Origin of the sequence: Sporosarcina sp. ACRSL (assembly GCF_022346605.1) — a bacterium.
Taxonomy (GTDB): Bacteria; Bacillota; Bacilli; order Bacillales_A; family Planococcaceae; genus Sporosarcina.
This window is the reverse complement of the sequence record NZ_JAKRNT010000001.1, coordinates 24,485-49,368: the sequence shown is the minus strand read 5'-3', so window position 1 is coordinate 49,368 and position 24,884 is coordinate 24,485. Positions and strand designations below refer to the sequence as shown.

At 41.0% G+C, this 24,884-nt stretch carries 29 protein-coding genes; 6 read left to right on the top strand and 23 right to left on the bottom strand.

Translation table 11 applies throughout. The features are described from left to right. Window positions 1-70 precede the first annotated feature (70 nt). Window positions 71-955 carry a GNAT family N-acetyltransferase gene (locus MHZ92_RS00360; RefSeq protein WP_239429508.1) on the top strand — a complete coding sequence of 295 codons (885 nt, stop codon included), beginning with the start codon at window positions 71-73 and terminating at the stop codon, window positions 953-955. Window positions 956-1,031: 76 nt separating this feature from the next. Here the strand turns inward: MHZ92_RS00360 and MHZ92_RS00355 are convergent, their stop codons facing one another. The 11 genes from MHZ92_RS00355 to MHZ92_RS00305 form a co-directional block, all read right to left on the bottom strand. Then, window positions 1,032-1,967 carry an RNA polymerase sigma factor gene (locus MHZ92_RS00355; RefSeq protein WP_239429507.1) on the bottom strand — a complete coding sequence of 312 codons (936 nt, stop codon included), beginning with the start codon at window positions 1,965-1,967 and terminating at the stop codon, window positions 1,032-1,034. 161 nt (window positions 1,968-2,128) lie between these two features. Next, complete coding sequence (locus tag MHZ92_RS00350; protein WP_239429506.1) at window positions 2,129-2,887, bottom strand: GNAT family N-acetyltransferase; 759 nt, start codon at window positions 2,885-2,887, stop codon at window positions 2,129-2,131. An 88-nt stretch (window positions 2,888-2,975) separates the two neighbouring features. Next, on the bottom strand, window positions 2,976-3,431 hold the full coding sequence (locus tag MHZ92_RS00345) for a GNAT family N-acetyltransferase (protein ID WP_239429505.1): 456 nt from the start codon (window positions 3,429-3,431) through the stop codon (window positions 2,976-2,978). Between the two features lie 175 nt (window positions 3,432-3,606). Beyond that, the gene (locus tag MHZ92_RS00340; protein ID WP_239429504.1) at window positions 3,607-4,458 is read right to left on the bottom strand and encodes a pentapeptide repeat-containing protein; all 852 of its coding nucleotides are present in this window, start codon (window positions 4,456-4,458) and stop codon (window positions 3,607-3,609) included. A gap of 135 nt (window positions 4,459-4,593) precedes the next feature. After that, the gene (locus MHZ92_RS00335; RefSeq protein WP_239429503.1) at window positions 4,594-5,406 is read right to left on the bottom strand and encodes an alpha/beta hydrolase family protein; all 813 of its coding nucleotides are present in this window, start codon (window positions 5,404-5,406) and stop codon (window positions 4,594-4,596) included. Window positions 5,407-5,469: 63 nt separating this feature from the next. Then, entirely contained in the window at window positions 5,470-6,231 is a 762-nt protein-coding gene (locus MHZ92_RS00330; RefSeq protein ID WP_239429502.1) for a glycosyltransferase, read from the bottom strand. 65 nt (window positions 6,232-6,296) lie between these two features. Then, the gene (locus MHZ92_RS00325) at window positions 6,297-6,734 is read right to left on the bottom strand and encodes an NUDIX hydrolase (RefSeq protein ID WP_370644515.1); all 438 of its coding nucleotides are present in this window, start codon (window positions 6,732-6,734) and stop codon (window positions 6,297-6,299) included. A gap of 38 nt (window positions 6,735-6,772) precedes the next feature. After that, window positions 6,773-7,285 (bottom strand): histidine phosphatase family protein, encoded by a 513-nt coding sequence (locus tag MHZ92_RS00320; RefSeq protein ID WP_239429500.1) that lies wholly within the window; start codon window positions 7,283-7,285, stop codon window positions 6,773-6,775. 24 nt (window positions 7,286-7,309) lie between these two features. Next, complete coding sequence (locus MHZ92_RS00315) at window positions 7,310-8,227, bottom strand: phosphotransferase enzyme family protein (RefSeq protein ID WP_370644600.1); 918 nt, start codon at window positions 8,225-8,227, stop codon at window positions 7,310-7,312. Window positions 8,228-8,391: 164 nt separating this feature from the next. Then, window positions 8,392-9,768: a leucyl aminopeptidase family protein gene (locus MHZ92_RS00310; RefSeq protein ID WP_239429498.1), complete on the bottom strand. Its 1,377-nt coding sequence runs from the start codon at window positions 9,766-9,768 to the stop codon at window positions 8,392-8,394. Window positions 9,769-9,839: 71 nt separating this feature from the next. Continuing rightward, complete coding sequence (locus MHZ92_RS00305) at window positions 9,840-9,995, bottom strand: hypothetical protein (protein ID WP_239429497.1); 156 nt, start codon at window positions 9,993-9,995, stop codon at window positions 9,840-9,842. Window positions 9,996-10,173: 178 nt separating this feature from the next. Between MHZ92_RS00305 and MHZ92_RS00300 the strand changes: the two genes are divergently transcribed. Further along, window positions 10,174-10,497 carry a PadR family transcriptional regulator gene (locus tag MHZ92_RS00300; protein ID WP_239429496.1) on the top strand — a complete coding sequence of 108 codons (324 nt, stop codon included), beginning with the start codon at window positions 10,174-10,176 and terminating at the stop codon, window positions 10,495-10,497. Next, complete coding sequence (locus MHZ92_RS00295; protein ID WP_239429495.1) at window positions 10,490-11,524, top strand: DUF4097 family beta strand repeat-containing protein; 1,035 nt, start codon at window positions 10,490-10,492, stop codon at window positions 11,522-11,524. Before MHZ92_RS00300 ends, MHZ92_RS00295 begins: the two co-directional genes overlap by 8 nt. 99 nt (window positions 11,525-11,623) lie before the next feature. Here the strand turns inward: MHZ92_RS00295 and MHZ92_RS00290 are convergent, their stop codons facing one another. Further along, window positions 11,624-12,835: a M28 family metallopeptidase gene (locus MHZ92_RS00290; RefSeq protein ID WP_239429494.1), complete on the bottom strand. Its 1,212-nt coding sequence runs from the start codon at window positions 12,833-12,835 to the stop codon at window positions 11,624-11,626. 175 nt (window positions 12,836-13,010) lie between these two features. Next, the gene (locus MHZ92_RS00285) at window positions 13,011-13,244 is read right to left on the bottom strand and encodes a hypothetical protein (protein ID WP_239429493.1); all 234 of its coding nucleotides are present in this window, start codon (window positions 13,242-13,244) and stop codon (window positions 13,011-13,013) included. Between the two features lie 149 nt (window positions 13,245-13,393). On the opposite strand from MHZ92_RS00285, the gene MHZ92_RS00280 reads away from it, so the two are divergent. The 3 genes from MHZ92_RS00280 to MHZ92_RS00270 all read left to right on the top strand — a co-directional run bounded on the left by MHZ92_RS00280 (window position 13,394) and on the right by MHZ92_RS00270 (window position 15,623). Then, window positions 13,394-13,846 (top strand): YaiI/YqxD family protein, encoded by a 453-nt coding sequence (locus tag MHZ92_RS00280; protein WP_239429492.1) that lies wholly within the window; start codon window positions 13,394-13,396, stop codon window positions 13,844-13,846. Window positions 13,847-13,999: 153 nt separating this feature from the next. Continuing rightward, window positions 14,000-15,079, top strand: a complete 1,080-nt coding sequence (locus MHZ92_RS00275; RefSeq protein WP_239429491.1) for a type III polyketide synthase — start codon at window positions 14,000-14,002, stop codon at window positions 15,077-15,079. Between the two features lie 10 nt (window positions 15,080-15,089). Beyond that, window positions 15,090-15,623, top strand: a complete 534-nt coding sequence (locus MHZ92_RS00270; RefSeq protein ID WP_239430050.1) for an isoprenylcysteine carboxyl methyltransferase family protein — start codon at window positions 15,090-15,092, stop codon at window positions 15,621-15,623. A gap of 39 nt (window positions 15,624-15,662) precedes the next feature. On the opposite strand, the gene nhaC is transcribed toward MHZ92_RS00270, so the two are convergent. The 10 genes from nhaC to MHZ92_RS00225 all read right to left on the bottom strand — a co-directional run bounded on the left by nhaC (window position 15,663) and on the right by MHZ92_RS00225 (window position 24,880). After that, on the bottom strand, window positions 15,663-17,042 hold the full coding sequence (nhaC, locus tag MHZ92_RS00265) for a Na+/H+ antiporter NhaC (RefSeq protein ID WP_239429490.1): 1,380 nt from the start codon (window positions 17,040-17,042) through the stop codon (window positions 15,663-15,665). 384 nt (window positions 17,043-17,426) lie between these two features. Next, entirely contained in the window at window positions 17,427-19,490 is a 2,064-nt protein-coding gene (locus tag MHZ92_RS00260) for a catalase (RefSeq protein WP_239429489.1), read from the bottom strand. A 79-nt stretch (window positions 19,491-19,569) separates the two neighbouring features. Beyond that, window positions 19,570-19,923, bottom strand: a complete 354-nt coding sequence (crcB, locus tag MHZ92_RS00255; protein ID WP_239429488.1) for a fluoride efflux transporter CrcB — start codon at window positions 19,921-19,923, stop codon at window positions 19,570-19,572. Further along, window positions 19,920-20,294 (bottom strand): fluoride efflux transporter FluC, encoded by a 375-nt coding sequence (locus MHZ92_RS00250; protein WP_239429487.1) that lies wholly within the window; start codon window positions 20,292-20,294, stop codon window positions 19,920-19,922. The genes crcB and MHZ92_RS00250 overlap by 4 nt, the downstream gene beginning before the upstream one ends. Then, a complete protein-coding gene (locus tag MHZ92_RS00245; RefSeq protein WP_370644514.1) occupies window positions 20,291-21,964 on the bottom strand; it encodes an ATP-dependent helicase in 1,674 nt (557 codons plus the stop codon). Before MHZ92_RS00245 ends, MHZ92_RS00250 begins: the two co-directional genes overlap by 4 nt. Continuing rightward, window positions 21,961-22,434: a UvrD-helicase domain-containing protein gene (locus MHZ92_RS21525; protein ID WP_370644513.1), complete on the bottom strand. Its 474-nt coding sequence runs from the start codon at window positions 22,432-22,434 to the stop codon at window positions 21,961-21,963. Before MHZ92_RS21525 ends, MHZ92_RS00245 begins: the two co-directional genes overlap by 4 nt. 122 nt (window positions 22,435-22,556) lie before the next feature. Further along, a complete protein-coding gene (locus MHZ92_RS00240; RefSeq protein ID WP_239429486.1) occupies window positions 22,557-22,742 on the bottom strand; it encodes a hypothetical protein in 186 nt (61 codons plus the stop codon). Between the two features lie 54 nt (window positions 22,743-22,796). Next, window positions 22,797-23,399, bottom strand: a complete 603-nt coding sequence (locus MHZ92_RS00235; protein WP_255723300.1) for an AAA family ATPase — start codon at window positions 23,397-23,399, stop codon at window positions 22,797-22,799. Further along, entirely contained in the window at window positions 23,400-23,927 is a 528-nt protein-coding gene (gene lepB, locus MHZ92_RS00230) for a signal peptidase I (protein WP_370644512.1), read from the bottom strand. A gap of 353 nt (window positions 23,928-24,280) precedes the next feature. Further along, on the bottom strand, window positions 24,281-24,880 hold the full coding sequence (locus tag MHZ92_RS00225; RefSeq protein WP_370644511.1) for a histidine phosphatase family protein: 600 nt from the start codon (window positions 24,878-24,880) through the stop codon (window positions 24,281-24,283). Window positions 24,881-24,884 lie beyond the last annotated feature (4 nt).

Below are 24,884 nucleotides of genomic sequence, written 5' to 3'. Positions count from 1 at the left end.
GAAAGGAGGTCTACATATGCCAACATTTACAATCCAACCATTAAACTAATACACTTGGGAGGATTAAAAATTGAACCAGTTAACATTTGAAATGAAATACGCAGGAAATGATGAATTACGTGAGAGGCTCTATCCACTGTTTGAAAAGGTGTTTGGTATTCAAGTTGATACATTCAAAGACTTTTATGCTAGAGGTTTTTGGGATCCAACTTATATTCCTTTTACCTTTTTCAATGGGGATACAGCTGTTGCAAACGTTTCCGTATTTGAGATGCCTTTGATGATAAACGGCGAAAAGGTACTAGTAGCTGGCATCCAGTCTGTCATGACAGATCCTGATTATCGGGGTAAAGGGTTAATGAAATCTTTGATGCATAAGGCATTGGAATATATAGATACCAACTATGAATATTCATTTCTAATGACTTCAAACCCAGTACTGTACACGAAGTATGGGTTTAAAGTAATCAAGGAGCATTTTTTCACAAAACTACATCTTCATGATGCTGAAAAAGTCGAGAACAAGCTTGAACGTCTAACCATTTTTGATCCAGCTGACATGCAAAAGATACGATGGGCGTTCAAGAATAATACGCCTACATCAGTACGGTTTTACCCACCGGCTTACGCGCCGTCTTTTTATTTGAATATGTATAACCCAATGTTGCGCGAGATGCTTTACTTCTCACCTGACTTAAATGTCATACTTATCTTTGAAATCGATGAAGAGACTCTAGAACTGTATGACATCATTGGACCGGAGTTACCGACTCTTGAGCAGATTTATTCTGTCATACCACAATCATTTAACAAAGTGAATTTGTACTTCCCTCCGGATTTATTGGGTGAGGGGTTTTCTGCTGTCGAATATGAAGATGTGGATTTTCTCATGGTGAGAGGTGACATTGATGTGGAGAGCCTGCAAATCAAGTTGCCAATTACAGCAGAGTTTTAAAAGTAAATAGCTACTACAAAGGGCACGCTATAATTAGCGCGCCCTTTTCTCTTGCAAGTGTGGTTACTTTTCCAAATTAATCCTTCTCCCAATTCACTGGCGGTTTATTGAGCTGTGGAGCAAACCCTAACTCCTTTGATGCAGCAAAGATAAACTCTTTTCGAAAAAAGTAGCTTCTGGACATTACAATTTTTCCGTTTTCAATCTCTTGGTACTGAATATCATGAATGAGTGGCCCATTTTTTGATTCTGCTAGGACGACAATGATTGGCCTGCCCCATAACATATATTGCTCCACTCTGTGGCCCGGCAATCCAAATTGTAACGACCCGTTTCTAATTTCATCCTTCGTCGTTTCCAGAAAGCCAAGGGAAGCTTCATAATGGGGCTGGTCGCTGAACAACTTAAGAATTCCTTCCACGTCGCCATTGGTTAGTGCCTTCAAATATGCCTGGATGACTAAATTCTCACTTTCAGTAGGCTCCGTTTTCAATCTCATTCCCTCAGGCACTTCTTTCAGCTTATTTTTCATCCTTCTTGTTGTAGCATACACAGCGCCAGGTGTTGTTTTTACTATACTTGCCACTTCGTCTGCCGTGAACTCGAAAATCTCCTTTAACAGAAAAACAGCTGTCTGCCTTGGTGTGAAAAGGTAAAACAATTGTTCCAAAGCTTCTTCAAGATCGAGATTATCAGCAAAATCTGTGGAAGGCATATCTTCTTCAGACAACGTTCCAAGGTTACGCTTTTCTTTACGACAATGGTCAATCCATGTATTCGTTGCAATCCGATAAAGATAAGATTTAAGATTTGTTACATGCCAACGTTGATATAACCCTCCCATAGCCTTTAACATCGTTTCCTGATATAAATCCTCACCATCCCAGGGAGATCCCGTTAAATAGCGACAGTAGTTCCATAATCCTTCCCCTAAATCAGCAATGACTGTTTCAAATTCTTTCTGAAATTCCCGTGATAGCTCAATGACGTGATTCATTTTCTGTTCCTCCAAAGTATAGCCCCCTCTATTTCTTTCATATGTATAACGAATAAGTATGGGAGAATTATACGGATTCCCTGAAAAAAATTTCAAATGGTTGAAGTTTAGCGGATGATTACGAACAAAAAGTAGATCCAATGTAAGGGGCATTGTTTATGAGAGGGTAATTAAAACTAATCTTCATATATTTTTAGTATTTCGTATGTAAATCCCCGATACTGGTAGTTTTGTTTTTTGTACATTTCTCTTGGGGTATCTTCTCCATCGGCAACTAATATTACGACCTTCTCTGGAAATGAATCCATTACAAATTTTTGTAGTCGGCTTCCTATTCCTTTTTTCCGAAACTCCTCGTCAACAGTAAAATTATCGATCTCTACTATTTCATTGGAGATAATGACATCTACATAGCCTGCAGGAGAACCTTTATAAACAGCTAATATTTGTAGAATATCTGGATCATTGAACTGACGCTTTATGAGGTCGGTCTTCTTCTCTGCAAATTCAGTTCCAATCTCTAGGTCGTGCTTATATTGTAGGTCAAGTAGGGCATTTAAGTTATTATCAGTCACTACTTGAATATCTATATCTGGGTTGTTTGTCACGAGAGGAAAGTGTTTTGGCTCAATAGCATACAATTCTAGAAAACTAATTTCATACCCCTTAGTATGTAGATAAGCAAATAGTTCTTCTGTTGGCTTACTATTTGCGGGAAAAGAGAATTTTACATGATTTTGGCCATTATTCATATGGAAATCCTTAAGGTAATTTTCAACTTCTTTAAATTCAGTTAGTGACGGTAAAGTTTTAAACTTAATGAAATTACTATCGTACCTGATTAACATCTCAGGGTAATGAAAATGTCGATAAAGAGCATTTTCATCCGTTATGTTTCCAAGTGTATAAATATTATCAAATGTTATTTGTTTCATTTGTGCTCTCCTTGTTAGGGCAACGCGCCCGATTGCGAAATAACCCAAAAAAATACTATCGTTAGCCGATAAACAATAACAAGATTATTTACCTTTGTCCATCTTTACGTGCTTGAATATATCCGTAATAAGCACAAGTACCATTCATAGTTAAGTCTTTTACTTCAAAGCCACATGTTTCATAGAATTTAAAATTGTTAGCAGAAGTGTGTGCGAACCAATCACCGTGGGGAAGTTTTTGAACACAAAGTTCCACAAGTTTTTTGCCTATACCTTTTCCTCGATATTCTGATAAAACTACTAAATCCAGTATGTTGGCAACCATAACTTTGTCTGATATGACCCTAACCATACCAATCATTTTGTTATTATCCCAAACAGTAAATGCCCAGGTTGAGTTTCTAAATATTATGGAATACTTTTCTTTCTGCCAAGATGGAGTATTTCTCGCCCATCCTGCATCTTCAAAAAGATATTCTACATAGTCAGCTGGAACTCCCTCAGTGCCTTCCCTAATTACTAGGCCATTGAAATATTGATACATATATTTAACTCACCTCTTTTTAACTAAACCTTCCCTATTTATGCAAAAAACTTTTTCAAACAGCTAAATATCAATATCATAAGTTAATTCATAAATGGTGCATTTTTTCCAGTAGCGCACTTTGAAATGGAAATGCTATCTAACTATCTCCTTTAATGGACAAACATGAACAACATCACTTAACCCAATGAGAGGGTCTTTCTATTTGAGATGGTAACGTTGTCTTTACATCACCCTTAGCCGAATTAATTTGCATTTGAGTTAAAAACATACTCGTAGATAAGTTCGCTCCGCTTACATCAGCATCACGCAAATCAGCGCCAATAAAATCGGCACTTCTTAGATCTGTATTCCTCAAATCTGCAGCTATCAAATATGCTCCCCTAAAATTCATCGCTCTTAAATCTTTACCTCTTAATTTTTTGCCAATCCAATCAGCTCTTTCATGATTATAGTTCGTAGCATTTTTATTGCCAGGCAACTTTGCGAGTAAGCTTTCTCGAATATACTTGCTAGTTTCAGAAAGCAAATTATTTATTGGAATTCTATACTTCGCTAAATCAAGAACTAGTAATTGTTCAGCATCGAGTCTTGTTAAGTTCTGTAAGGCTACTAACTGCACATTCAATCTATCAGATAATTTATGGGGAATGTCATACGACAAGGCTTCTGATATGTAAGCTATCATTTCATGTATTTGTTCCATGATCGGAAACACGCGGAACATCTTATCTCCAATTTCAGGATTATCTCGCCAACTTTGACCTTTAAAAGTCACCTGAGAAACGACTTGTCCAGCACCTAAACAATCAAAAACAGTACAGCCTTTAAAACCTCTTCCCCGAAGGTTACTGTGAATTTGACAACTATAATCAGATTGTAAATTGACACAAGGCGTACCTGCTGGCTTGTTTATTGGAAAATCAGTTGATGCTACAATTGCAAGCGCTGTGCAGCACAGGCCAAAGCACTTCGAGCAGTCAGCTGTTAATCCTTCTCTAATATTTTTGGCTGTTCCATTATCCATTTTTATACCCTCATCACATTTTGCGTTAATTTGTTAAATGAATATTCCGACAACATGTATAATTCTTTAATAATTTGTCCCTAAACAACCTTATGTCATTTCTCATTCTAGCACCTGATTATTCCAAATTAACACTTAAACAAGATGTTTTTCAAACCAATTGCATGTTTCAAGTTTCACACTATAGTTAAATTGATGATTAACAAAAGGCATACTGAGCTTAAGCTTATCCGGGTTATCAGTGTACAAAGGTAATAACTTGTTATAAAGCTCTAATGAATAAATGTATAGAGAATCAGTGTCTTGATCGCCATTAATTATTAGCAATGGTTTTGGAGAAAAGTTACTCATTTTATCGAAAGGGTCTATTTTCTGAAAATAATCTGTACGTCTTTCTATTTCTTCAACTGCTTCTTGAAGTTGAGGACTCCACTTGTCATAAGTAACTGTGGAAGCGATAGAATCTTGCCATGCTTTAGTAAAGGCTGGTTTTCCGGCTATTGGAACAGCGACCTTAATATTGGGGTTATTTGCTGCTATATAAAATGATGCATATCCTCCCATAGAAAAACCTGATATTCCAATTTTATTGGAGTCAATCTCGTCTTTACTTTTAAAGTAATCAATTAAACTTTGGATATCAGTGGCTGTTTGTTCAATAACTTCATGCATGCGGACATATGTATCCAATCCAGTATCTGGTGGAAAAACCGCGGAAAACTTGAAACTTTCGTTGGTTAGTGTTCTCTCACCATGACCTTTGCAGTCCATACTAACGTAATAAAACCCTTTTTTTGCAAGCATATATCCAAAATCCAACGCTTGTTCACGCTTTCCCCCGTACCCATGTAAAAAAAAGACCAATGGGGACTTACGTATATTTGCTTGATAAATGCTTATTATTGGTATGTCCTTTATTGTACTATCTTCAATAATTATTTTTTTCATAAAAAAACCTCGCCTTCTACATAAAATAGAATGCTAACCCAGACATTGTATTACACTACTTTGTTATCTATCTTGATTTTCATAATATGCCTCATCCGCATATTTCTGATCAGTCCCTTTTAGATAGGCTAGGATTAACTTCGGACGTTTAAGCAAAGCCCAGTCTCCATGTTTATCAAACTTTCTGCAAGAAGTAATCATCCCATTTTTTATCGTACCGTATTTTTTTCCATTCTTCTTTCCCCAATCTTTTAATCGCTTCGCAAAATCGGCATCCTCCGCCATAAGCATTTTCTCATTAAACCCGTTGATCGCCTTAAAGTCCTTTTTATAACACCAAAATATCCCTACGGAGATTGCTCCATATTTAAAAAGTAGTGGGACGATGAGTAATAAGGTTGAAACAAATATCCCCATAGACATTCTTTCGAATTTCCCTGCCGCTCCGCCACCGATATACTTTCCACTTGTTAGAAACCGTTCCACTTCGGACAATAAATTCTCGTTCATCTGGGAATCCGCATCAATTGTGACGATCATCTCACCTCTCGCAATATCAACGCCAGCGTTACGAATCTTGGATAGGTTTTTATCGACATTCTCAATCGTGAAGCAATTGTATGATTCTGCGATTTCTTTCGTTCCGTCCGTACACCGATTTAACACGACGATGACTTCAACTTGATTTTCATATGGTTTTGAGGCTTTCAATATAGACTGCAAGCATTTCCCAATATAATTTTCTTCATTATGAGCAGGTATTATTATTGAAAATTTAATATCACCTTTATCTTTTTCTACTGAAAAAGCCCCCTTCTCCATCATACAACCTGTCTCCCTTCCAATGTAATTATTTATGTAATAGTTTGTTTACCTGCTCATAAATAAACTCAAAATTCTACATAAAACTGTTGAATGCTGTCATTAAGACAGTACTCTATTCTTTGCCTGAAGTTTACCAATGTCACCATCTCCAAAGCTTGTTTTATAGGAAAGAATCCCACTTCTAAACTCTCTGTTGAAGTTGTTAATTTGCCTCCAATTGGTTTAGCTAGAAACAGCGTATTACAAATTGATTTGTTCACGTTTTGAAAAATCCCGCAGAATTTCAGAACTTCAATATCGATACCCGACTCCTCTTTAGTTTCCCTAATTGCTGCATCTTTCAAAGACTCGCCTTCCTCAACGATTCCACCTGGCATTTCCCAACCTCTCATAGGTCCTTTTATTAACAAAATTTCATTTTGATCATTGAGTACAATCGTTGCAGCTGAAACAAAATGTTTAGGCGGTGTGTAAACATGTGTTGTATTTTGTCCCAAAGTCATTGCCCCCTCTTTGTGTTAGTTCAGTCACTCTAAACTTTTTAAAAATAATATGTCTTATAATCACCCGTATCAGAGGAAAATTTCAATACATTTCCATCGGTAGGGATCCCTTTGAAATAGGAGCCGATACAACCGGTTGTACATCTGTGACCGGATATAAGAACATTTACTTCATTATCCCCGTAATGTTTTTCAAGCTCCTTCATGAAATCAAACACTCTTCTAACAAAGTCAGATGGTTCTTCAACCCCATTGTAAATAGAAGAATCCGGTAATGCTCCAACCATCATTACTTCACTAATAGGTAAACCGTCCGCTTCACCTAAATCAAATACATCCAATACAGCTCGTACCCCGGTAACAATTTCTGCTGTTTGCACAGCTCTTACTTGTGGGGATGAAAATACAAAATCAAACTTTACTTTCTCTAATTCTTTTTTTACGGCTTTTGCTTGTTCGATTCCATACTCATTTAGCGGCAATCCCATTCTTCCTTGCATTTTTCTATCTTTGTTCAAATCTGTTTGGCCATGTCTTACTACATAGATCATAGAGAATCCCCCATAGTAGTTGTGCTACATATCTAGAAGCAAATGATTTCGTTCAATTCTCATCCTATAATGATTCATGATTCGAATTTGCTCTTCCGTTAACTTTTCTTTATTCCAATACATATGCATTAGGCTGTATTCAAATACTTCCTTTAATTTAATGAACAGAGGAAGTAGTTCTACCATTTCTGCGGGTAGGTCATGTTCTTCTCGGTATCCGTCAAGAATTGCTTTGGTGATACTTCGTCCGTATTCAACGATGTTGCCTCCCCCTACAAACGAGTACTCAATCGCACTATAGATCGGAACTGCCAAATCAAAAATATAAAAGTTCTTCTCGCAATCTTGAAAATCGACCATTGATAATTTCGAATCATCCACAAGGATGTTTTCTAACCATAAATCTCCGTGCAATAATCCGTAATTCGAACGAATTTTTGGCAACCCTTTAATCGTTGATAAGACATCTTGTGCAATCTCTCGAATAGCGGTTTCTTCATTCGGAATATATTTGAGAAAATCATATTCCTCATTGTCATGCCAATCGTTGATATATTTTACAGGATGGATCTCTTCAAATTTCTGCGAAAAACGATGCAATCTACCGATTTGGCATCCTAATTCTTTTAATACATCAGCATTCCACTGTTCTCTTGGTAAATGGATACCAGGCGCTGCTTTATATAAAACCGTCAACACTTCTTTGCCGTTAAGTGTTATTTTTTCTACGACGTTTCGTTTCAATGAAGAAATTGTTGGTGAAACCGCTAAACCTTCCCTACACAAGAAGTTCGTATATGTCACTTCCTCAAGCTGTTCTTCGTAAGACTTATAATTGGTGATTCGGACGAAATAAACGTCTTGTTTGGCAGTACATCTGAACATCTCATTTGTTACTGCTTGTACTGTTAGTAGCTCTACAGGATATAATTCGTTGAGCATCCTCAGTAATTGTGTCGAATCCTTGATTTCAGTCATTTGAAAAATCGCCCCTCATCAAACAATTATTTCCATTCATTCTATCCATAGTAGACAAAATTTTCAATGTCTTGGTACAAAAAAAAAGGATAGTCGTTCAAATTGAACATACTATCCTCTTTTTTATCTTATTTTGAAATTTCCACAGTGTAGTCAGCCAATAGCCTTGCACCGTAGCCTGTAGCTGATTTTGCGTAGTAGCCTGATGCGCTTGACTTGCTCATCATACCTGCCATGTCAACATGCAGCCATTTGCTGTTTTCCGGCACAAAACGGCGTAGGAATAGACCTGCTGTAATAGAACCGGCAAAGTTCAATGAACTGATATTGCTCATGTCTGCGTAGTCGCTTGCTAATGATTTGTCGTATGCTTCGACCAACGGCATCGGCCAGACGAAGTCACCGTTTTGGTCACCGACTTTTTTCATGACGAAAGCTAGGTCTTCATCACCAAAGACACCGCCGATTTCAGAACCTAATGCGGCTACGATAGCTCCTGTCAATGTTGCGATATCGACGATATACTCTGCATTCAATTCACCGGCACGGATCAATGCGTCCGCCAAGATGAGGCGTCCTTCTGCGTCTGTGTTCCCCACTTGCACGGTTTTACCGTTTTTATATCGGATCACTTCGCCTGGGAATACGGAATTTGCATCCGGTGTGTTTTCAACCATCGGAATCAAAGCAACAACATTCACTTTCGCATTTGAATCAACAAGAAGCTGCATAGCTCCTGCAACTGCCGCAGAACCGCCCATGTCCATTCTCATGCTGCTCAAGTCTTTGCCGCTTTTCAGGCTGATTCCGCCTGTATCGAACGTGACACCTTTCCCGACAAGTGCGACGAGTGGTTTTGAAGCATCGCCTTTGTAATGAAGCTCCACGAAAGATGGCTTGTATTTACTACCACGGCAAACTGTCAGGAGACCGTTCATTTCCATCTCTTCAAGTTGCTCTTTACCGTGAACAATTACTTCCACGCCTTTGCCTTCGAACTTTTGCTTCAATACATCCGGATACGTTTCAGGGTTCAGGACGTCCGACACTTCATTCATCAAATCGCGTGAGAACGCAGTAGCGGCAGCACGGATTTTACCCGTTTGAACAGCTGCTTCCATTTCGCCGTTATTTACTTGAAGTTCAGTATTGAATCGCTCTGCCTCTGATTTATACGATAGGAATTGATAGGAACCGAGATCCCAACCTTCTGCAAAAGCAGTGTAGACAGCCTCTTTATCCAAGTCAGCGAATACATTATTTAAAACTCCTTCTTGCACAGTCGCCTTCTCCACTTTTTGCGCTGCCAAATCACGCGCAATGTCTCCTGCTGTTGAACGGACTTTTTCTAAACTTGCCTTTTCAACTTCCTTGATGACCACATAATGCGTATCATCGATCAAAACTGAACTATGGCCAGCCTTCTGTTGTGCAACGAAGTTTTTCCGTGCTTCGTTACCGTTAATCAATTCATCATTTGCAAAGATTATTTTCACTTCCGACATTTCCATTCCCCCTACGACTATATATTTCGATTACAGAAATAGTTTACCATAAGTGTGCGTTTTGAAAAGACTTATCTTTTTTCAACTATAACTAGGAAGAATGTGGCCACAGGGCCTAATACTAACGATAATAAAAACCAATTCAAGCCACTTCTATTTTTTCCTTGCGCGATTCCCGCGTTAATTAATGCAAGCGTTCCCCATCCAACGAAATAGGTTCCTTCCATACCTTTTCCTCCTCACTTCGATGTCTGCCTTTCTATACGTCTAAACGATGAAAAAGTTCCGAAAATAAATTTATCACAGTACCTTGCATTGAATAATACCATATGATATATTGTTCTTAATCAGTATGTTTGATCAATCAGTAGTGTTCAATAGACAATACTGAAAGGAGATTGATTCATGAATATCCAATTCAAAAAAGGCGTATTAAATCTTTGTGTCCTTGTTCTTTTGGATAAACAGGATCGTTACGGATATGAGCTGGTTCAGAAGATTTCAGACCAGATTTCCATTTCGGAAGGGTCCGTCTATCCTTTGCTTCGCCGCTTGACGAAGGAAGGTTATTTCACAACATACTTGCAGGAATCGACAGAAGGCCCTCCCCGAAAATATTACAAGCTGACGGATGCCGGACGGGAGTATTTGCATGAGCAATTGGATGAATGGCGTAGTTTTACGGATGGGGTTAATAAATTGATCGAGGAGGGCGTTCGCCATGACTGAAAACCAATTTATCAGTGAACTTGAACACGCGTTAAGACGTTTGCCTGTAGATGAAAGAAACGATATTCTCCAAGATATCCGCGAATACTTTTCAGATGGCCGGGAAGATGGAAAAGCTGAAGATGAAATTGCCGCATCACTAGGCTCTCCTGCAAAAATCGCAGCGGATTTGTTAGAAGCCTATCCTTTTAAAGATGATCACAATGAAATCATCACAAACCCGACGAGCGAATTAGTTACCATTCAAGATAACAGCTTCACGAAAGTGGATATTGAAGTCCAGCACGGCTCACTGACGGTCTTCCCTTCCGACAATGATGAAACGAGGATCGAGTTGACCGGACCAAAAGATAAACTGGAACTTACCGCAGAAGTCTTCGGAGATACGCTAAGGGTCAAACTGAAAAACAAAATGCATTGGTTATTCTTGTTCAATTTCAATACGAAAGGTGTGGCATTGAACGTGTTCATTCCAAAGAAATTGTATCAATCCATTTCCATGAAATCGGATAATGGTCGAATCAACGCCGAAAAATTGATTGGGAAACAGATCGAGTGTCGCACCGATAACGGGCGCATTGAATTGTCCGAACTTGCTGCAACTTCGCTAGAAGCGGAAACAGATAACGGGCGAATCGAAATGTCAAAAGTACAGACGGACCGTCTGAAGGCTAAAACGGATAATGGACGGGTGACGATGAGACATGTCGAAGCAGATGCCATCTACGCGGAATCAGATAACGGGCGCATCGAGTTCGACCAAGTCGATGGAGAAATAACGGCAATTACGGACAATGGTCGGATTGTCCTCGCTGGGGAACATTTGGATCGCAATATTGATTTCCAAACGGATAATGGCAGCATCGAAATCACGACAAAGCGTAAAGCTACCAATGCAACCATCCTCGCGAAAACAGGACATGGGAGAATCGATATTTATGGTGAGCGCAATTCACGCAGCCGTTTTGGTGCGGAATTGCACCAAATTAAGTTGAAGTCGGATAACGGAAGAATAACAGTTCGATAATTCTTTATTGAATCGTTTTTCACTAGATGAGGGCATAACGTTTTTATGCGATGGTATGCCCTCTCTTATTTAAACGAAGTGCTCGTAGTTCAACAAGACCTAGGAATCCCTTGTCCACTTACTCGTTTTACCTTGCAAGCTCTTTATTATTTCAAAAGCAAGTAAGTATACTTCATATAATTTGTCTTTACTTAACCATCGATCCGTGTCCTCTTTTGTATGTAATAGATCAGACACGCCGGTACTACTAAAAGGAATACTTGGAACTCCATTTGAGAAAAAAGTATAATGATTACTTTCATACCAAGGAGATGTCCAGTGAACCGAAGGGAATGCCCTCTTGATCTCTCTTAAATCAGCTTCTAATTCCTTTGAACCTGACATAAGCGTGATATTGTTTGTCCCAAGTGATTGTCCCACTCCGTCAAAATTCATTGCTACTATTATATTTTGCAGGTTTCCTTTATGTTCTTTTAAATAGTATTCATCTCCGAGAGCAAGGAATTCTTCAGAACTAAATGCAATAAATTCGAATCCGTTCTTCCGATTTTTTCCATTTGCTAATTCCTCAGCTAACGAGAGTAGAAGAGCAATCCCCGATGCATTGTCGTACGCTCCATTCGTTTCAAATACAGTATCATAATGGGCAACAAGAATAATCTTTTCTTCCCCATCTCCTTGCATTCTCCCGATAATGTTTTTTGTGCTTCCCCGACTACTCGTGCTATTAATAGTGCAAACTGCTGATGAGTCATGATGATTATCTATTATTTTCAAACCTACTTCTGGAGTAACCGTTAAGGAAGGAATAGAGAAGTCCCAGTCATTGATGATTGGTAAGTTTTTTTCTGTTTCCATTCGTACAAATATAATTGCTGATGGTTTTTTCTCTTCAAATAGTTGTATTGTTTTTTTATGATGGTCTGGATTGTAAATGGTAAAACTTTTTGGAACATAATTTTCCTTCGATAATTCTCCATATAAGAAGGCTATTTTTCCTTCTAAATTCGATGAAGATGCAAGCTCTTCCATCGTACAGAAGGGTATGATTTCACCTGAAACCTCACATGCTTCTGTAAAACTATTACCTCTTGCTTCAAGCCTTTCACTATTAAATTCTATAAAAGCCTCATTTAGTTGCCAAACTGGAACTTCAAACTCTTGTAATTCTACTTCTAAACCTGAATCCCTAAACACTTTTTCAATATAAGCGGATGCAGCACTATTCGCTTGTGTTCCCACAGGACGACATCCAATCTCATTTGATAGGACTTTTACGTGATTCATTAATCTTTCCTTAATAGTTTGCATGGAATTCCCCCTAATGAGTTGTGCATTAAGTCTATTTAAATAATAACATAATATTCTAAAAACAAGTAACGATCATTAACTGTTATACATAATCTCCCCCACAAACAACGTATGGATAAAAAATAGAGGACCTATGTTCATAGATTGAACATAGATCCTCTTATACTTTAGCCTATTAACTGTTTATGGAGTTCATCGTTTTTTCGTCTTTCATGTAGTTGTAATTCGCTTCGCCAACCCGTTTCTTAATCTCTTCCTCGCTCAATGGCGGCGGCAGCTCGAGTGCTGGGATGATCTCTTCCTCTTCATATACTTGATTCCTCTCGACAGCCGCATTTCGGGCATTGATTGCACGGCCATAGCTTTCGGATTCCTCCAACGTCATTCGTACTTCTTCTTCCTTATCCATGCCTACCCCACTCATTTACCACTATTTCCAATACCTTACCCTCTTTGAATGAAACGAATACGATTGAATATGATATAGTACGGCTCTAATCTATGTATAGTATGATTATGGGTAAACGCTTCATACTCAAACTGAAAAGAGGTCCTGCCATGGTGATGATTTTTGTAGATGCAGACGGCTGTCCCGTCGTCAATGAAACGATTTCCATTGCAAAGCAATTCAATCTACCTTGTACGCTCATTTGTGATACCGCCCATGAAATGCATCGTGAAGGTGCTGAAACGATCATCGTTTCAAAAGGAGCAGATGCTGTCGATTTTGTTCTTGTTAATAAAGTACGAAAAGGGGATGTTGTTGTGACTCAAGATTATGGGTTAGCGGCCATGGTATTAGCGAAACAAGGACATCCGATTGATCAGAACGGCAGATTGTATACAAATGAAAATATCGATCAGCTTCTATTCGCAAGACATACAGCACAGAAAATCAGGATGGCGGGAGGACGACTCCGCGGTCCAAAAAAACGATCGAAAGAAAGCAATGAAAGATTCAAGGAAAACTTCCGTAACTTGTGTAAAACGATACTCTCTCCAACCGATTGAAGCCCGCCCTTTTGCCGGGCTTTCATATTCGATTTCCTCCCTTCATAAACTACTGTAATGACAACTCCCTATTTCATCTATTGACAGATATAGAAATGTTTAACGACTACCATTCAAGGAAAAGAGATTGATAAAGATATCGGAGGTCTATCCATGCCAAAAATTTTGTCTGTCAGTACGATTCTCCCTCCTCATGAAGTGAAACAGGAGGAAGCTGTTCAATTAACCCGTTCCCTATTCAGCCGTAAATTCAAAGATATCGAACGACTTTTGAAAATCTTTCAAAACGGCGATATTGAGAAGCGGGATGTTTGCATGCCACTTGAGTGGTATGGGCAAACCCATGATTTTGAAGAACGGAATGACTTGTATATCCGCCACGCTATAGATTTCGGAGTTCAAGCTGTACAAGCATGCCTCAGCGAATCGCGTACACTTGCTGAACGAGTGGACCCAACGGAAATCGACGCCATTTTCTTCATTTCCAGTACCGGTATTGCAACACCCAGCATTGAAGCACGCATTATGAATAGAATACCTTTCCGGGACGATGTGAGACGGGTTCCGATATGGGGACTCGGCTGTGCCGGAGGGGCTGCAGGTGTCAGCCGTGCTTTTGAATATTGTAAAGCGAATCCAAAGGCGAATGTATTAGTGTTATCGATTGAGCTCTGCAGTCTGACATTCCAAAAAGATGATTATTCGAAAAGCAATCTCGTCGGGGTGTCCTTGTTCTCCGACGGCATCTCCTGTGCGTTAATTTCGGGAGATCGATCTGAAATCGGCGTTACCATTCCTGTCCCGTCTATTATCGGCACGACGTCGAAATGGATGCCCGACTCAGAGGACGTCATGGGCTGGGACATTAAAAACAACGGGCTCTATGTTATATTCTCGAAAAGCATCCCATCGATCATTACCAATTGGTTAGGGCCGTTCGTCCATGAATTCCTTGACTCCTATAATTTAGGAAAAGACGATATCACTCACTTCGTCGCACACCCCGGCGGCAAAAAAGTATTAACAGCGTACGAGGATGCATTAGGATTCGACAGTTCAAAAACGGAAATATCGAGGGAAGTGTTGCGGAATCACGGTAATATGTCTTCGCCGACCGTCCTTTATGTACTCAAGAAGTTTATGGAATCGGATCCTTCCGAAGGAGAATACGGATTGATGGCAGCGCTAGGTCCAGGATTTTGTGGTGAATTGCTGCTGTTAAAGTGGGATTGAGGTGGTTGCATTGATTTTGGGCATTGTACTTACGATTGTCATTTTGCAAAGAATCATTGAATTGTTCATTGCAAAGCGAAACGAAAAATGGATGAAGAGCCAAGGTGCTTTTGAAGCTGGTTCGTCACACTATCCTTTCATGGTCGCGATGCATATTTTCTTTTTCATTACACTCATTGCGGAAGTGCTTTTCTTCCATCGCCAGCTATCCACCATTTGGCAGATTTTGCTCGGTATCTTTTTGGCAGCGCAGATTGCAAGGGTTTGGTGCTTAGCTTCCTTAGGAAAGTTTTGGAATACGAAAATCATTGTCCTACCCCATGCCAAAGTGGTGAAGCGAGGACCGTACAAATGGGTACGTCACCCGAATTACATCATTGTCGCAACAGAGCTGCTTGTCCTGCCATTATTGTTTAACGCATTTTTCACTGCCGTCTTATTTTCACTTCTGAACATATGGATGATGACCATTCGGATTCCTGCGGAGGAACGAGCGCTTAAGGAAGCGACAAACTATACCGAAGAATTTCAATTGAATAAATGACAAAGCACCGAGGACACTTATCCTCGGTGTTTCTCTTTCTTAAGTCGTTCTTGTCAATGTCTTGCCCATATAACCAAACAGCACGGTCAGTATCGGTGATAACAGACAGAAGAACGCGAAAGGCAAATACTCTATTGTTGCAACCCCTAGCACATCCGTTATGAAGATGCCGCAAACACTCCACGGTACGAGCGGATTCACAACTGTCCCCGCATCTTCCATAACTCTGCTTAAGTTCTTATTAGCCAAGCCGAGCTTTGCATATTGCGTTTGGAATGCCTGTCCTGTCAATAAAATCGATAAATATTGCTCGCCGATCAGCACATTGATGCCGATCGCTGTCATTGCCGATGCCAAAATGACGGAAGACACTTTTTTCAATAGCCGCTCAAACTGGGCTAATATATTTTGGACAATCCCTAACGTGAACAACAATCCTCCCATGCTTAGCGCCAATAATACGAGAGCGATTGTAAACATCATACTTTCCATGCCGCCACCCTTCAACAGGATATCTACGTCCTCAACTCCAGTCATGGGGACAAACCCGCTAAAGAGTATTTCAAGTACTTCCGAGAATTCAAAGCTTTGATGAAAAAAAGAAATAATGACCGCAACTGCTGAGCTGATTGCGAGTGTTAAAGTAGCAGGCACTTTGGCAATCGTCAATGCAAATAATGCGACAAGCGGAATAACCGTATACCAATGAATCATCCCTGTTTCCATAAGTGTTTTTTGAAAAACTGCAATCTGATCGAATTCACCCGCCGTGACAGTTGGTGACAACAATCCGAAGAAAAGTAATGACAATATGAATGCTGGAACCGTAGTCCACCCCATATTACGGATATGCTCGAACAAATCGACTCTCACTATCGAGGAAGCAAGATTTGTCGTATCCGACAGCGGCGACATTTTATCCCCAAAGAACGCTCCAGAAACGATTGCTCCTGCCGCGATTGGCAACGAGAGCTCAAGTACACCAGCCATCCCGATAAACGCAACACCGACCGTTGCTACAGTTGTAAGGGAACTTCCGATGGAGACACCGACAATGGCAGTAATTACGAAGACAATCGCATAAAAGAATGTAGGTGTAATTAAATGGAAACCTGTATATATTAACGACGGAATCGTCCCGCTCATCATCCAGCTGCTAATTAAGATGCCAATGAAGAAAAAGAGGTAGACCGCACCCATACCGGCCCCTGCCCCTTCCACTAATCCTTTCTCAAGTAGACGGAAAGGAATCCCTTTCAGTAGACCGTATCCAATTAATAATAAAATTGAAAATAGAATCGGCAAATGGGGGACGGCATCGAATTTGGTTAAACTTACGCTGATCATCGCCACGATAACGAAAACTAGTAGGATCGACTCCCATAACTTAGGCGAATGAATCGCTTTTATTTGAAACATATGCATTCCTCCTAAATCTATCGTTAACAAAAAAAGCACCTTCCATCCCTTGGACAAGGGACGAAGGAGCTCTCCGCGATACCACCCTGATTGACAACAGGCAAACCTGATGTCCACTTCATTTCAAATCGGAGAATTTCTTCGCCGGTGTACTTCATGCCTGCCGCTGCCTGAATTCGCACTGTCCATTCAGTCTCTTTTTACTGCCCACAACAGGATTACTATGCCGACTCTCCGTTACTTATTCAATACTTGATGATTGATCATGTTTGTATATTACCAGCCATGACGAATATGTCAACAGTCCTTCCGTCTGATTTTACAAATTACGCAAAAAGCCGCCATACTCATTGCTTTAATAGGTATGGCACCTCAATGCACTATTTATTCCCAACCGTAGACTTTACGGTCCCAATGGCGGTGTTCCGCTATGGCATTAATAAATTCATCGGCAAATGCAGTGGAATTCTCGTTCATAATAATTCCTGGTCCCACTTCGGCGTTTGACGCCTCAAAGAATTCTTTTCCTGTGGATGCAATGCCGATCGCCTTATAATGCTTATAAGCTTCGTTGATGAAATCGACAATATCCATCGTGAATTTCTTTTGATTGTCCGCTTCGCCTCCTACTACATAAATGGCATCGTAGAGTGTCGGATGGACAGTCAAAAAGGTCTCATCGATTTCAGCCGCTAACTCATTTTTCCCGTATCGGACTCCGAATTTATCACTTACCAGGTCGACATTCATCCCCGCCTTCTCACAAGACGAGACGACCGTTTCCACTTCATCCCCATCGAAACTACTGCCGATCAGGACAGCTACTTTACGAGTGTCTGGACGTTTGACTGTATTCAGTTGACTTAAAGCTGGTGAAGATTGTGTCACGGTCGATTCTTTCGCTTCTGTCGGAAATTCTGCTCCGATCGCTTCAGCAATCGCTGTTGCCAATCCGACATCCACATTGGCAAACATGTCAACGACTTGCTGTCTAACACTCATACTTTTCACCTTGCCGAGTTCGAAACTGAAGGCATCGACGATATGCTTTTTCTCAGGAATGGACATGCTGTTCCAGAAGAGCCTCGCTTGTGAGAAATGATCCGCGAATGATTCGCTGCGAGCTTGAATTTTTCGACCTTCGACTTTTTCTTGATAATGTACATAACCGCCTTCGTCTTCGGTTGCAGGTGAAGGTGTGTTGTCCGCCAAAGAATTCTTGTGATAGCTCACCTGTCCAACATTAATTGTTTGCCTCCCATATCCATCCCGCTGGTTATTATGGAATGGACAGACGGGACGGTTGATCGGGAGTTCGTGGAAATTCGGTCCGCCCAATCGGATCAGCTGTGTATCCGTATACGAGAACAAACGCCCTTGCAATAATGGATCATTCGTGAAATCGATGCCCGGTACGACATTGCCCGGATGAAAGGCGACTTGCTCGGTTTCCGCAAATACATTGTCCACATTCCGGTTCAATGTCATCTTGCCTATAATTTTAACGGGCACTAGTTCTTCAGGCCATATCTTCGTTGGATCTAATATATCGAAATCAAATGCAAATTCATCTTTCTCCTCGATGATCTGTACCCCTAATTCATACTCCGGGAAGTCCCCTTTTTCAATCGCTTCCCACAAGTCCCTACGATGGAAGTCGGGGTCTTTTCCGTTAATCTTTTGGGCTTCATCCCATACTAATGAGTGTACACCGAGCTTCGGCTTCCAATGGAATTTCACGAAGTGCGCAATTCCTTCCGCATTAATCAATCTGAACGTATTCACTCCGAAGCCTTCCATCATTCTGAAGCTTCTCGGAATCGTCCTGTCGGACATATGCCACATAATCATATGTGCTGATTCCTGATTGTTTGCAACGAAATCCCAAAATGTGTCATGCGCGGATGCGGCTTGTGGCATTTCATTATGTGGCTCAGGCTTCACAGCGTGAATAAGGTCCGGGAATTTTATGGCATCCTGGATGAAAAAAATAGGGATATTATTTCCGACAAGGTCATAATTACCTTCCTCGGTATAAAATTTCACGGCGAATCCGCGGACATCTCGTACAGTCTCTGCGGATCCGCGACTTCCCGCCACAGTCGAAAATCGTGTGAAAACTGGAGTCTTCGAACCTGCTTCCTGCAAAAAGGCTGCTTTTGTATATTTCCTCATTGACTCATACAATTCGAATTCCCCATGGGCTGCATATCCTCTCGCATGAACGACCCGTTCTGGAATTCGCTCATGGTCGAAATGAGTCATCTTCTCACGAAAATGGAAGTCTTCCATTAGGGTCGGTCCGCGGTATCCTGCTTTTAATGAATGTTCATCCTCCGAAACTTTCAATCCTTGATTGGTCGTCAATTTCTTCCCTTTGTCGATAGAACGGTAATGTTCCAATTGTTTATCCTTGCTGTTGGCGTCTACGGAATGGTTTTTATCCATTTCATTTCCTCCATTCGGTTTCTGTAGTCTCCTACTCTATTCCCGTCAAGAGATTTCCCAAACAAACAGCAAATTAGTATTATTGGCCGATGACATATCCACCGTAAGCTAAAACAACTCCTAAAACGAAAGACAATGTGCAATAAAGTAGTGATTCCTTTCTTTTGCCACTTCTCCATAACTGAAGCAACTCTTTCATCAACGTTGAAAAAGTCGTAAACGCTCCTAAGAAGCCGGACACAAGAAAGATCGTCCAAAGCTTTGGCAATTCCAATCCAATCAGAAAACCGATCAGCAATGAGCCTGTCAAATTGACGACCAATGTCCCAATCGGAATTCCTTCCTTTTTATTCATCCTTGCGGAAATTAAAAGTCGTAGGACTGCTCCGATGAAACCACCTAAACCGATAACAATTGCATCGACGACTGTCATGCTTTCACCATCCTACGGCCAATTCGTACACCGATGATTCCTACTACAAGCCCGCCGATAACACTGAGGATCATGTACAGAATAGCGAACGTCGCTTGTCCAGTTTGAATGAGGTCTACCGTTTCCATGCTAAATGCGGAAAACGTTGTAAACGAGCCTAAAAAACCTGTTGTGATAGCAGTTTGAAGCTCCTGATCCGAAATGAGTCGGTGGAGAACACCTGCACTAAGAAGACAAAGAATGAACGTCCCCATTAGATTGACAGTTAACGTCGCCAATGGAAAGTCCGATGAGCCAATGAGTGTTCCAATCCCTATGCGGCAAATGGCTCCGACTGCCCCAGCAAACCCAACGTAAAGGACTTGTTTCATAGCTCGACCTTTTTCAGAAGCCGACGAGATAAAATGGTTTCGAGCGACAGACGTTTTTCATTCTCCCCGAACAAGATCTGAATATCGTCATCACCGATTGACTTAATGACTCCTCTTCCGAAAACTCTATGCGAGACGTGCATGCCTAAAGATAATCCTGTCCGCTTACTAATGCCATCTGGATCTAGCGGAATCGACAAATCTGCTTTTTTCAATATTTCCGATTTCCGTTCTTCAGGCTTCATTATAATCCCCCGCACTTCATTCAAAAATCTTGAATCCTCTTTCGATTTTCCATTCGCCTCTCGGTATGACAACAATTCCAACCGCTCTTTAGCCCGTGTCATTCCGACGTAAAATAAGCGCCTTGCTTCTTCAAGCAATAGCGGATCTGTTTCATCTTCCTCGGATGGGATGATTCCCTTCACTAAATCGATCATAAAGACGCGCCTGAATTCCAACCCTTTCGCACTATGGAAAGTAGACAACGTCAATGCATTCGCTGGCGGGTTGAACTTCGCCTGCTGCACCGCATGTTCCAATTCTTTTAACCGTGTCGCAAAGTCGACCATCGTCCGCACTTGTGATGCAATGCCTTCCAGCGTGTCAAGGATGCCGAGAAGTTGATCGATTCGATAGCCGAACTTTGCTGCCCGGCTTTTCAATGCTTCCTCATATTCCAGCTCATAGCGGATCATCCTAATAATTTGGGCAGGACGCATGTTAGGGATTTTTTTATAAACGTCGATACAAGCATCCAATCGTTCAATTTGACTACTTTTCAATTGAACAGATTGGATGAACGCCTCAAATACATTTCCGGACGTATTTTTATTAAGAAACGAAGACAACATATCTCGAGAGATGAACAAATTCATTTTCATAATGATTTTTGCGAAAATGTCTTTTCGTTCGACATTAAAACTGAGTCGCATGAAATTCAAAATATCTTCGACAACCCAATGAGAAAAGAATTTATCATCCGCATCTTTCATGTAAAATGGGATTCCTCTTCTATGGAGCTCGTTGACATACATCGTTGATGAGGCGTTATTTCTAAATAAAACAGCGACTTCGTTGAGATTTTGCTCATCCAATAATTCATACGTGACATATTCCAGAAGCCGTTTTGGGTCTTCAAATTGTTTAATGACAATCGGTCCTGCTTCTTTATTGACTGTTCTCATCTCTTTTAAATACCTATGCTTATTGCGCGTAATGAATTGGGCAGAGGTCTCCACAATTTCTTTTGATGAACGATAATTTTGCTCCATTCGCAGCAATTTCGCATCCGGATATACGTCTATAAAATTCAGTAGGTAGGCGGGATCTGCCCCTCGCCACGTATAGATCGATTGATCGTCATCCGCTACGACACAGAGATTGCCATGGTGGGCAACAAGATGTTCGACAATCCGATGCTGCACGAGCGATGTATCTTGGCTTTCATCGGTCAGAATATAGTCATACCGACTGCGGAACTGTTCGGCAAGCTGCTCATCCACGCGTAAAGCTTGTTCTGCAATTGACAGCATATCGTCAAAATCGAGGAGAAGATGCCCTTTCGTCTTCGATTTCATCTGTTCATAGTTCAACGCAATCGTGCCTGCTTTGTCAAAAGGAGCCGATACTTGTTTCCATTCATTGAATGGGATCATCCTATTTTTCAAATAAATGTAGAAAGAGCGGTCAATTCATCTTCCGTGCCATCTTCCCGGAGCGCTTCTTTGTAAAGGCGTTTCAGTAACATCGATTTCGTAAGAGCGTGTTTCTCTTTTCCACCGCCTTCGATTAAATCGAATGAGACACCAGTCTTTTGCAAATAGATGCGGGTAATTGTGAATGCGAGACTATGAATGGTTGAAAAATCGACTGGGGGATGCTGCGGGAAAAAACGTTTGAATCGTTCCGTCATATCGAGAGCAGATGCCCGGCTGAACGTAATCGCTTTTATTCGATTCGGGTTAACGTTCTTTTCCTCGATCAAGTAGCCGATCCGCATGATCATCGTAGTCGTTTTCCCCGACCCCGGACAGGCTAATAAAAGCATCGGACCTTCCGAATGCAATACAGCCTTTTTCTGGACATCGTTTAATTCTATATGTAATTCTTTCTTTTTCCTTGTAAAAAAATCAGTCATTGCGTTGGTGCTCCTTCTTCTTACGTTGTACTTAATTTATCATATGAATACGTATTTGTAGAGTCGGCTCATCGGACAAGAAAAAACAACCCCTGCATTTTACTGCGCAGAGGTTGTACATACTAAAAGCCGCCGGATTCAAGCCTGTCGTTTTGGATATCCACTTTTTCCTTCTTGCTGCCCTTATAGGCAGTTGAAGCGACTTCGTTCGTATGCCGTTGTTCGTCGGTATACTCGGTTTCCGCTAATTGGGCTCTGTTCGTATTGTCATTGTTGTTTTTCTTTTTGTTCTTTTCATCTCTAGACAATGTCATCGCTCCTTTTTTCGGTAGTCTGTATAGGAATACCCGAATAAAGAAGAGTTAATCACGAAAGAGTCGATTCCAGCTATTCATCGTACTCTCCGTGATGACTTGGTTCGCGAGACGAATCGGGTCGTACTCTTTCACATACCTTTCCTCCGCGGGAAAATAGCGTTGTTCATATTTTGTAAGTATGTCTTCCTGCGTTCCGATATAGGAATCTCTTTTGAGCACACGCTTCCGTCTCGTTTCTTTGTCTATGTCGAGATAGATGACAAAATCGAAAAACTTTCGTAACTCGGCTCGTTGAAGAAATACACCTTCAATGAGTATTTGAGTGCCTGTTGGGATGAAGATCTGCTTTCGTATATAATCATCTTGCTCTTTATCATACAACTCAATGTTGTCGTTTATAGATAACCCTTTCTTTACTGGCTGCAATAAACGTTGAATTAAATAATCATATCGCCATTGTTTATAGTAATAGGCTTCCCACTCTGAGACAGTTTCATCGTATCGAACGTTCTTCGGATGGATAAAGTCATCGAGATGAAAAACCATTACATTTCCAAGGTGCTTCTCCAATGTTCGTGCCAAAGTTGTTTTTCCTGAACCACCTAAACCGTCAATACCAATAAGTCGGGCGTTTGAAATGGCGTTCATTTATTTAGGGATTCCGATTGAATTGAATGGATAAAATCTGAATCCGACTTTACCAACGACAGAATCCTGATCGATGCAGCCGATATCCCGGCTATCCGTGCTGTTTCTCCGGTTATCGCCTAACACGAAAAGCTGCCCTTGTGGTACAGTCACTTCAAAGTCCTCTGTCAATTTTTGATCTTTAAAAAGTCGTTCTTTATTCGCTTGAATATACTCTTCTTCATACTCTTTCCCGTTTATGAAAAGTCGATCATCCTTCATGACAACCGTATCCCCTGGCAGGCCGATCACCCGTTTAATATAATCGTCTTCCGATCCCGGTGCATGAAAGACGACTAAATCGAAATGGTCGAGCTTATGGATTTTCGATATGATCACGCGATTATCCGATTCAAACGTCGGTTCCATCGATTGGCCAGACACAATGACAGGTGAAAAGAGGAAGTGGCGAACGACGAATACGAGGACGCAAGCGACTGCAATAGCTTTGATCCATGACATAATTTCTGCTGTTGTTTCTTTTCTCAAGTGAAAGCCCCCGTTCTTACAATTTCTATAGTATATAGTATAAACCATTTCCGGTATGATTGGTTACGTTTCAAAGATTCATTATTTAAGAGAATACATATCCTCAGCCTGATTGAAAACGCTTGTCAAGGAAGGCAACCTAAGATCGCCACGTCCTGTGGCGACGGTTGCATGACTCGCCTCCTGCGAGCCCGCGCGAAGTGGAGCGAAGACGCGAATAGAACTAAGGTTCATGAGCGGACGAGCGAATGAAGGCATCCTAAGGGCGCTGCGTCCTGCGGCAACGGATGCATGACCTACTTCCTGTAGGCCCCAACAACGGATGCGAGCGTTTGTCAACAGGCTGAGGTTGATTAAGACTCCGCCGTCTTTTGTAAATGCGCAGTACAATTGAATAGATGGCAAAGGTTTTTATCGTCTTTTAGTTCGATGATAGTCAGTGATGTATTATCTAGGCTTTGCTCATAGCCGTTATCTTTTATGAGTTCGTTTAACATATGTTTAATGAAACTACCGTGACTGACGACCAACACCCGTTTTCCGGCATGTTTCTGTTGGATTTCCTCAATGGATTCCATTCCGCGGGAAACGATGGCCTTATGTGTTTCAAACCCCATATCAAGCAGTTTCCAATCTTTCCCCCACTTTTCAACGCGCTCTGCCTCGGTCGTCCCTTCAATCTTTCCTCCGCCGATTTCTCGCAATCGTGCATCTTCCACGAGTTCAATGCCCGGCATTTGTTCCGCAATGATTTCTGCCGTCTTCTTTGCCCTTTGCAAATGGCTCGTGTAAATGACATCCCACGGCTCCTTCGACAATCTGTCCGCCACGCGCTTCGCCATTTCAATCCCTTCTTCATCCAAAGGGACATCCGAACTGCCTTGCGCTCTACCTTCTTTATTCCACGCGGTCACACCATGTCTTACAAATCCTATGATCGTCAAAACAACCACTCCC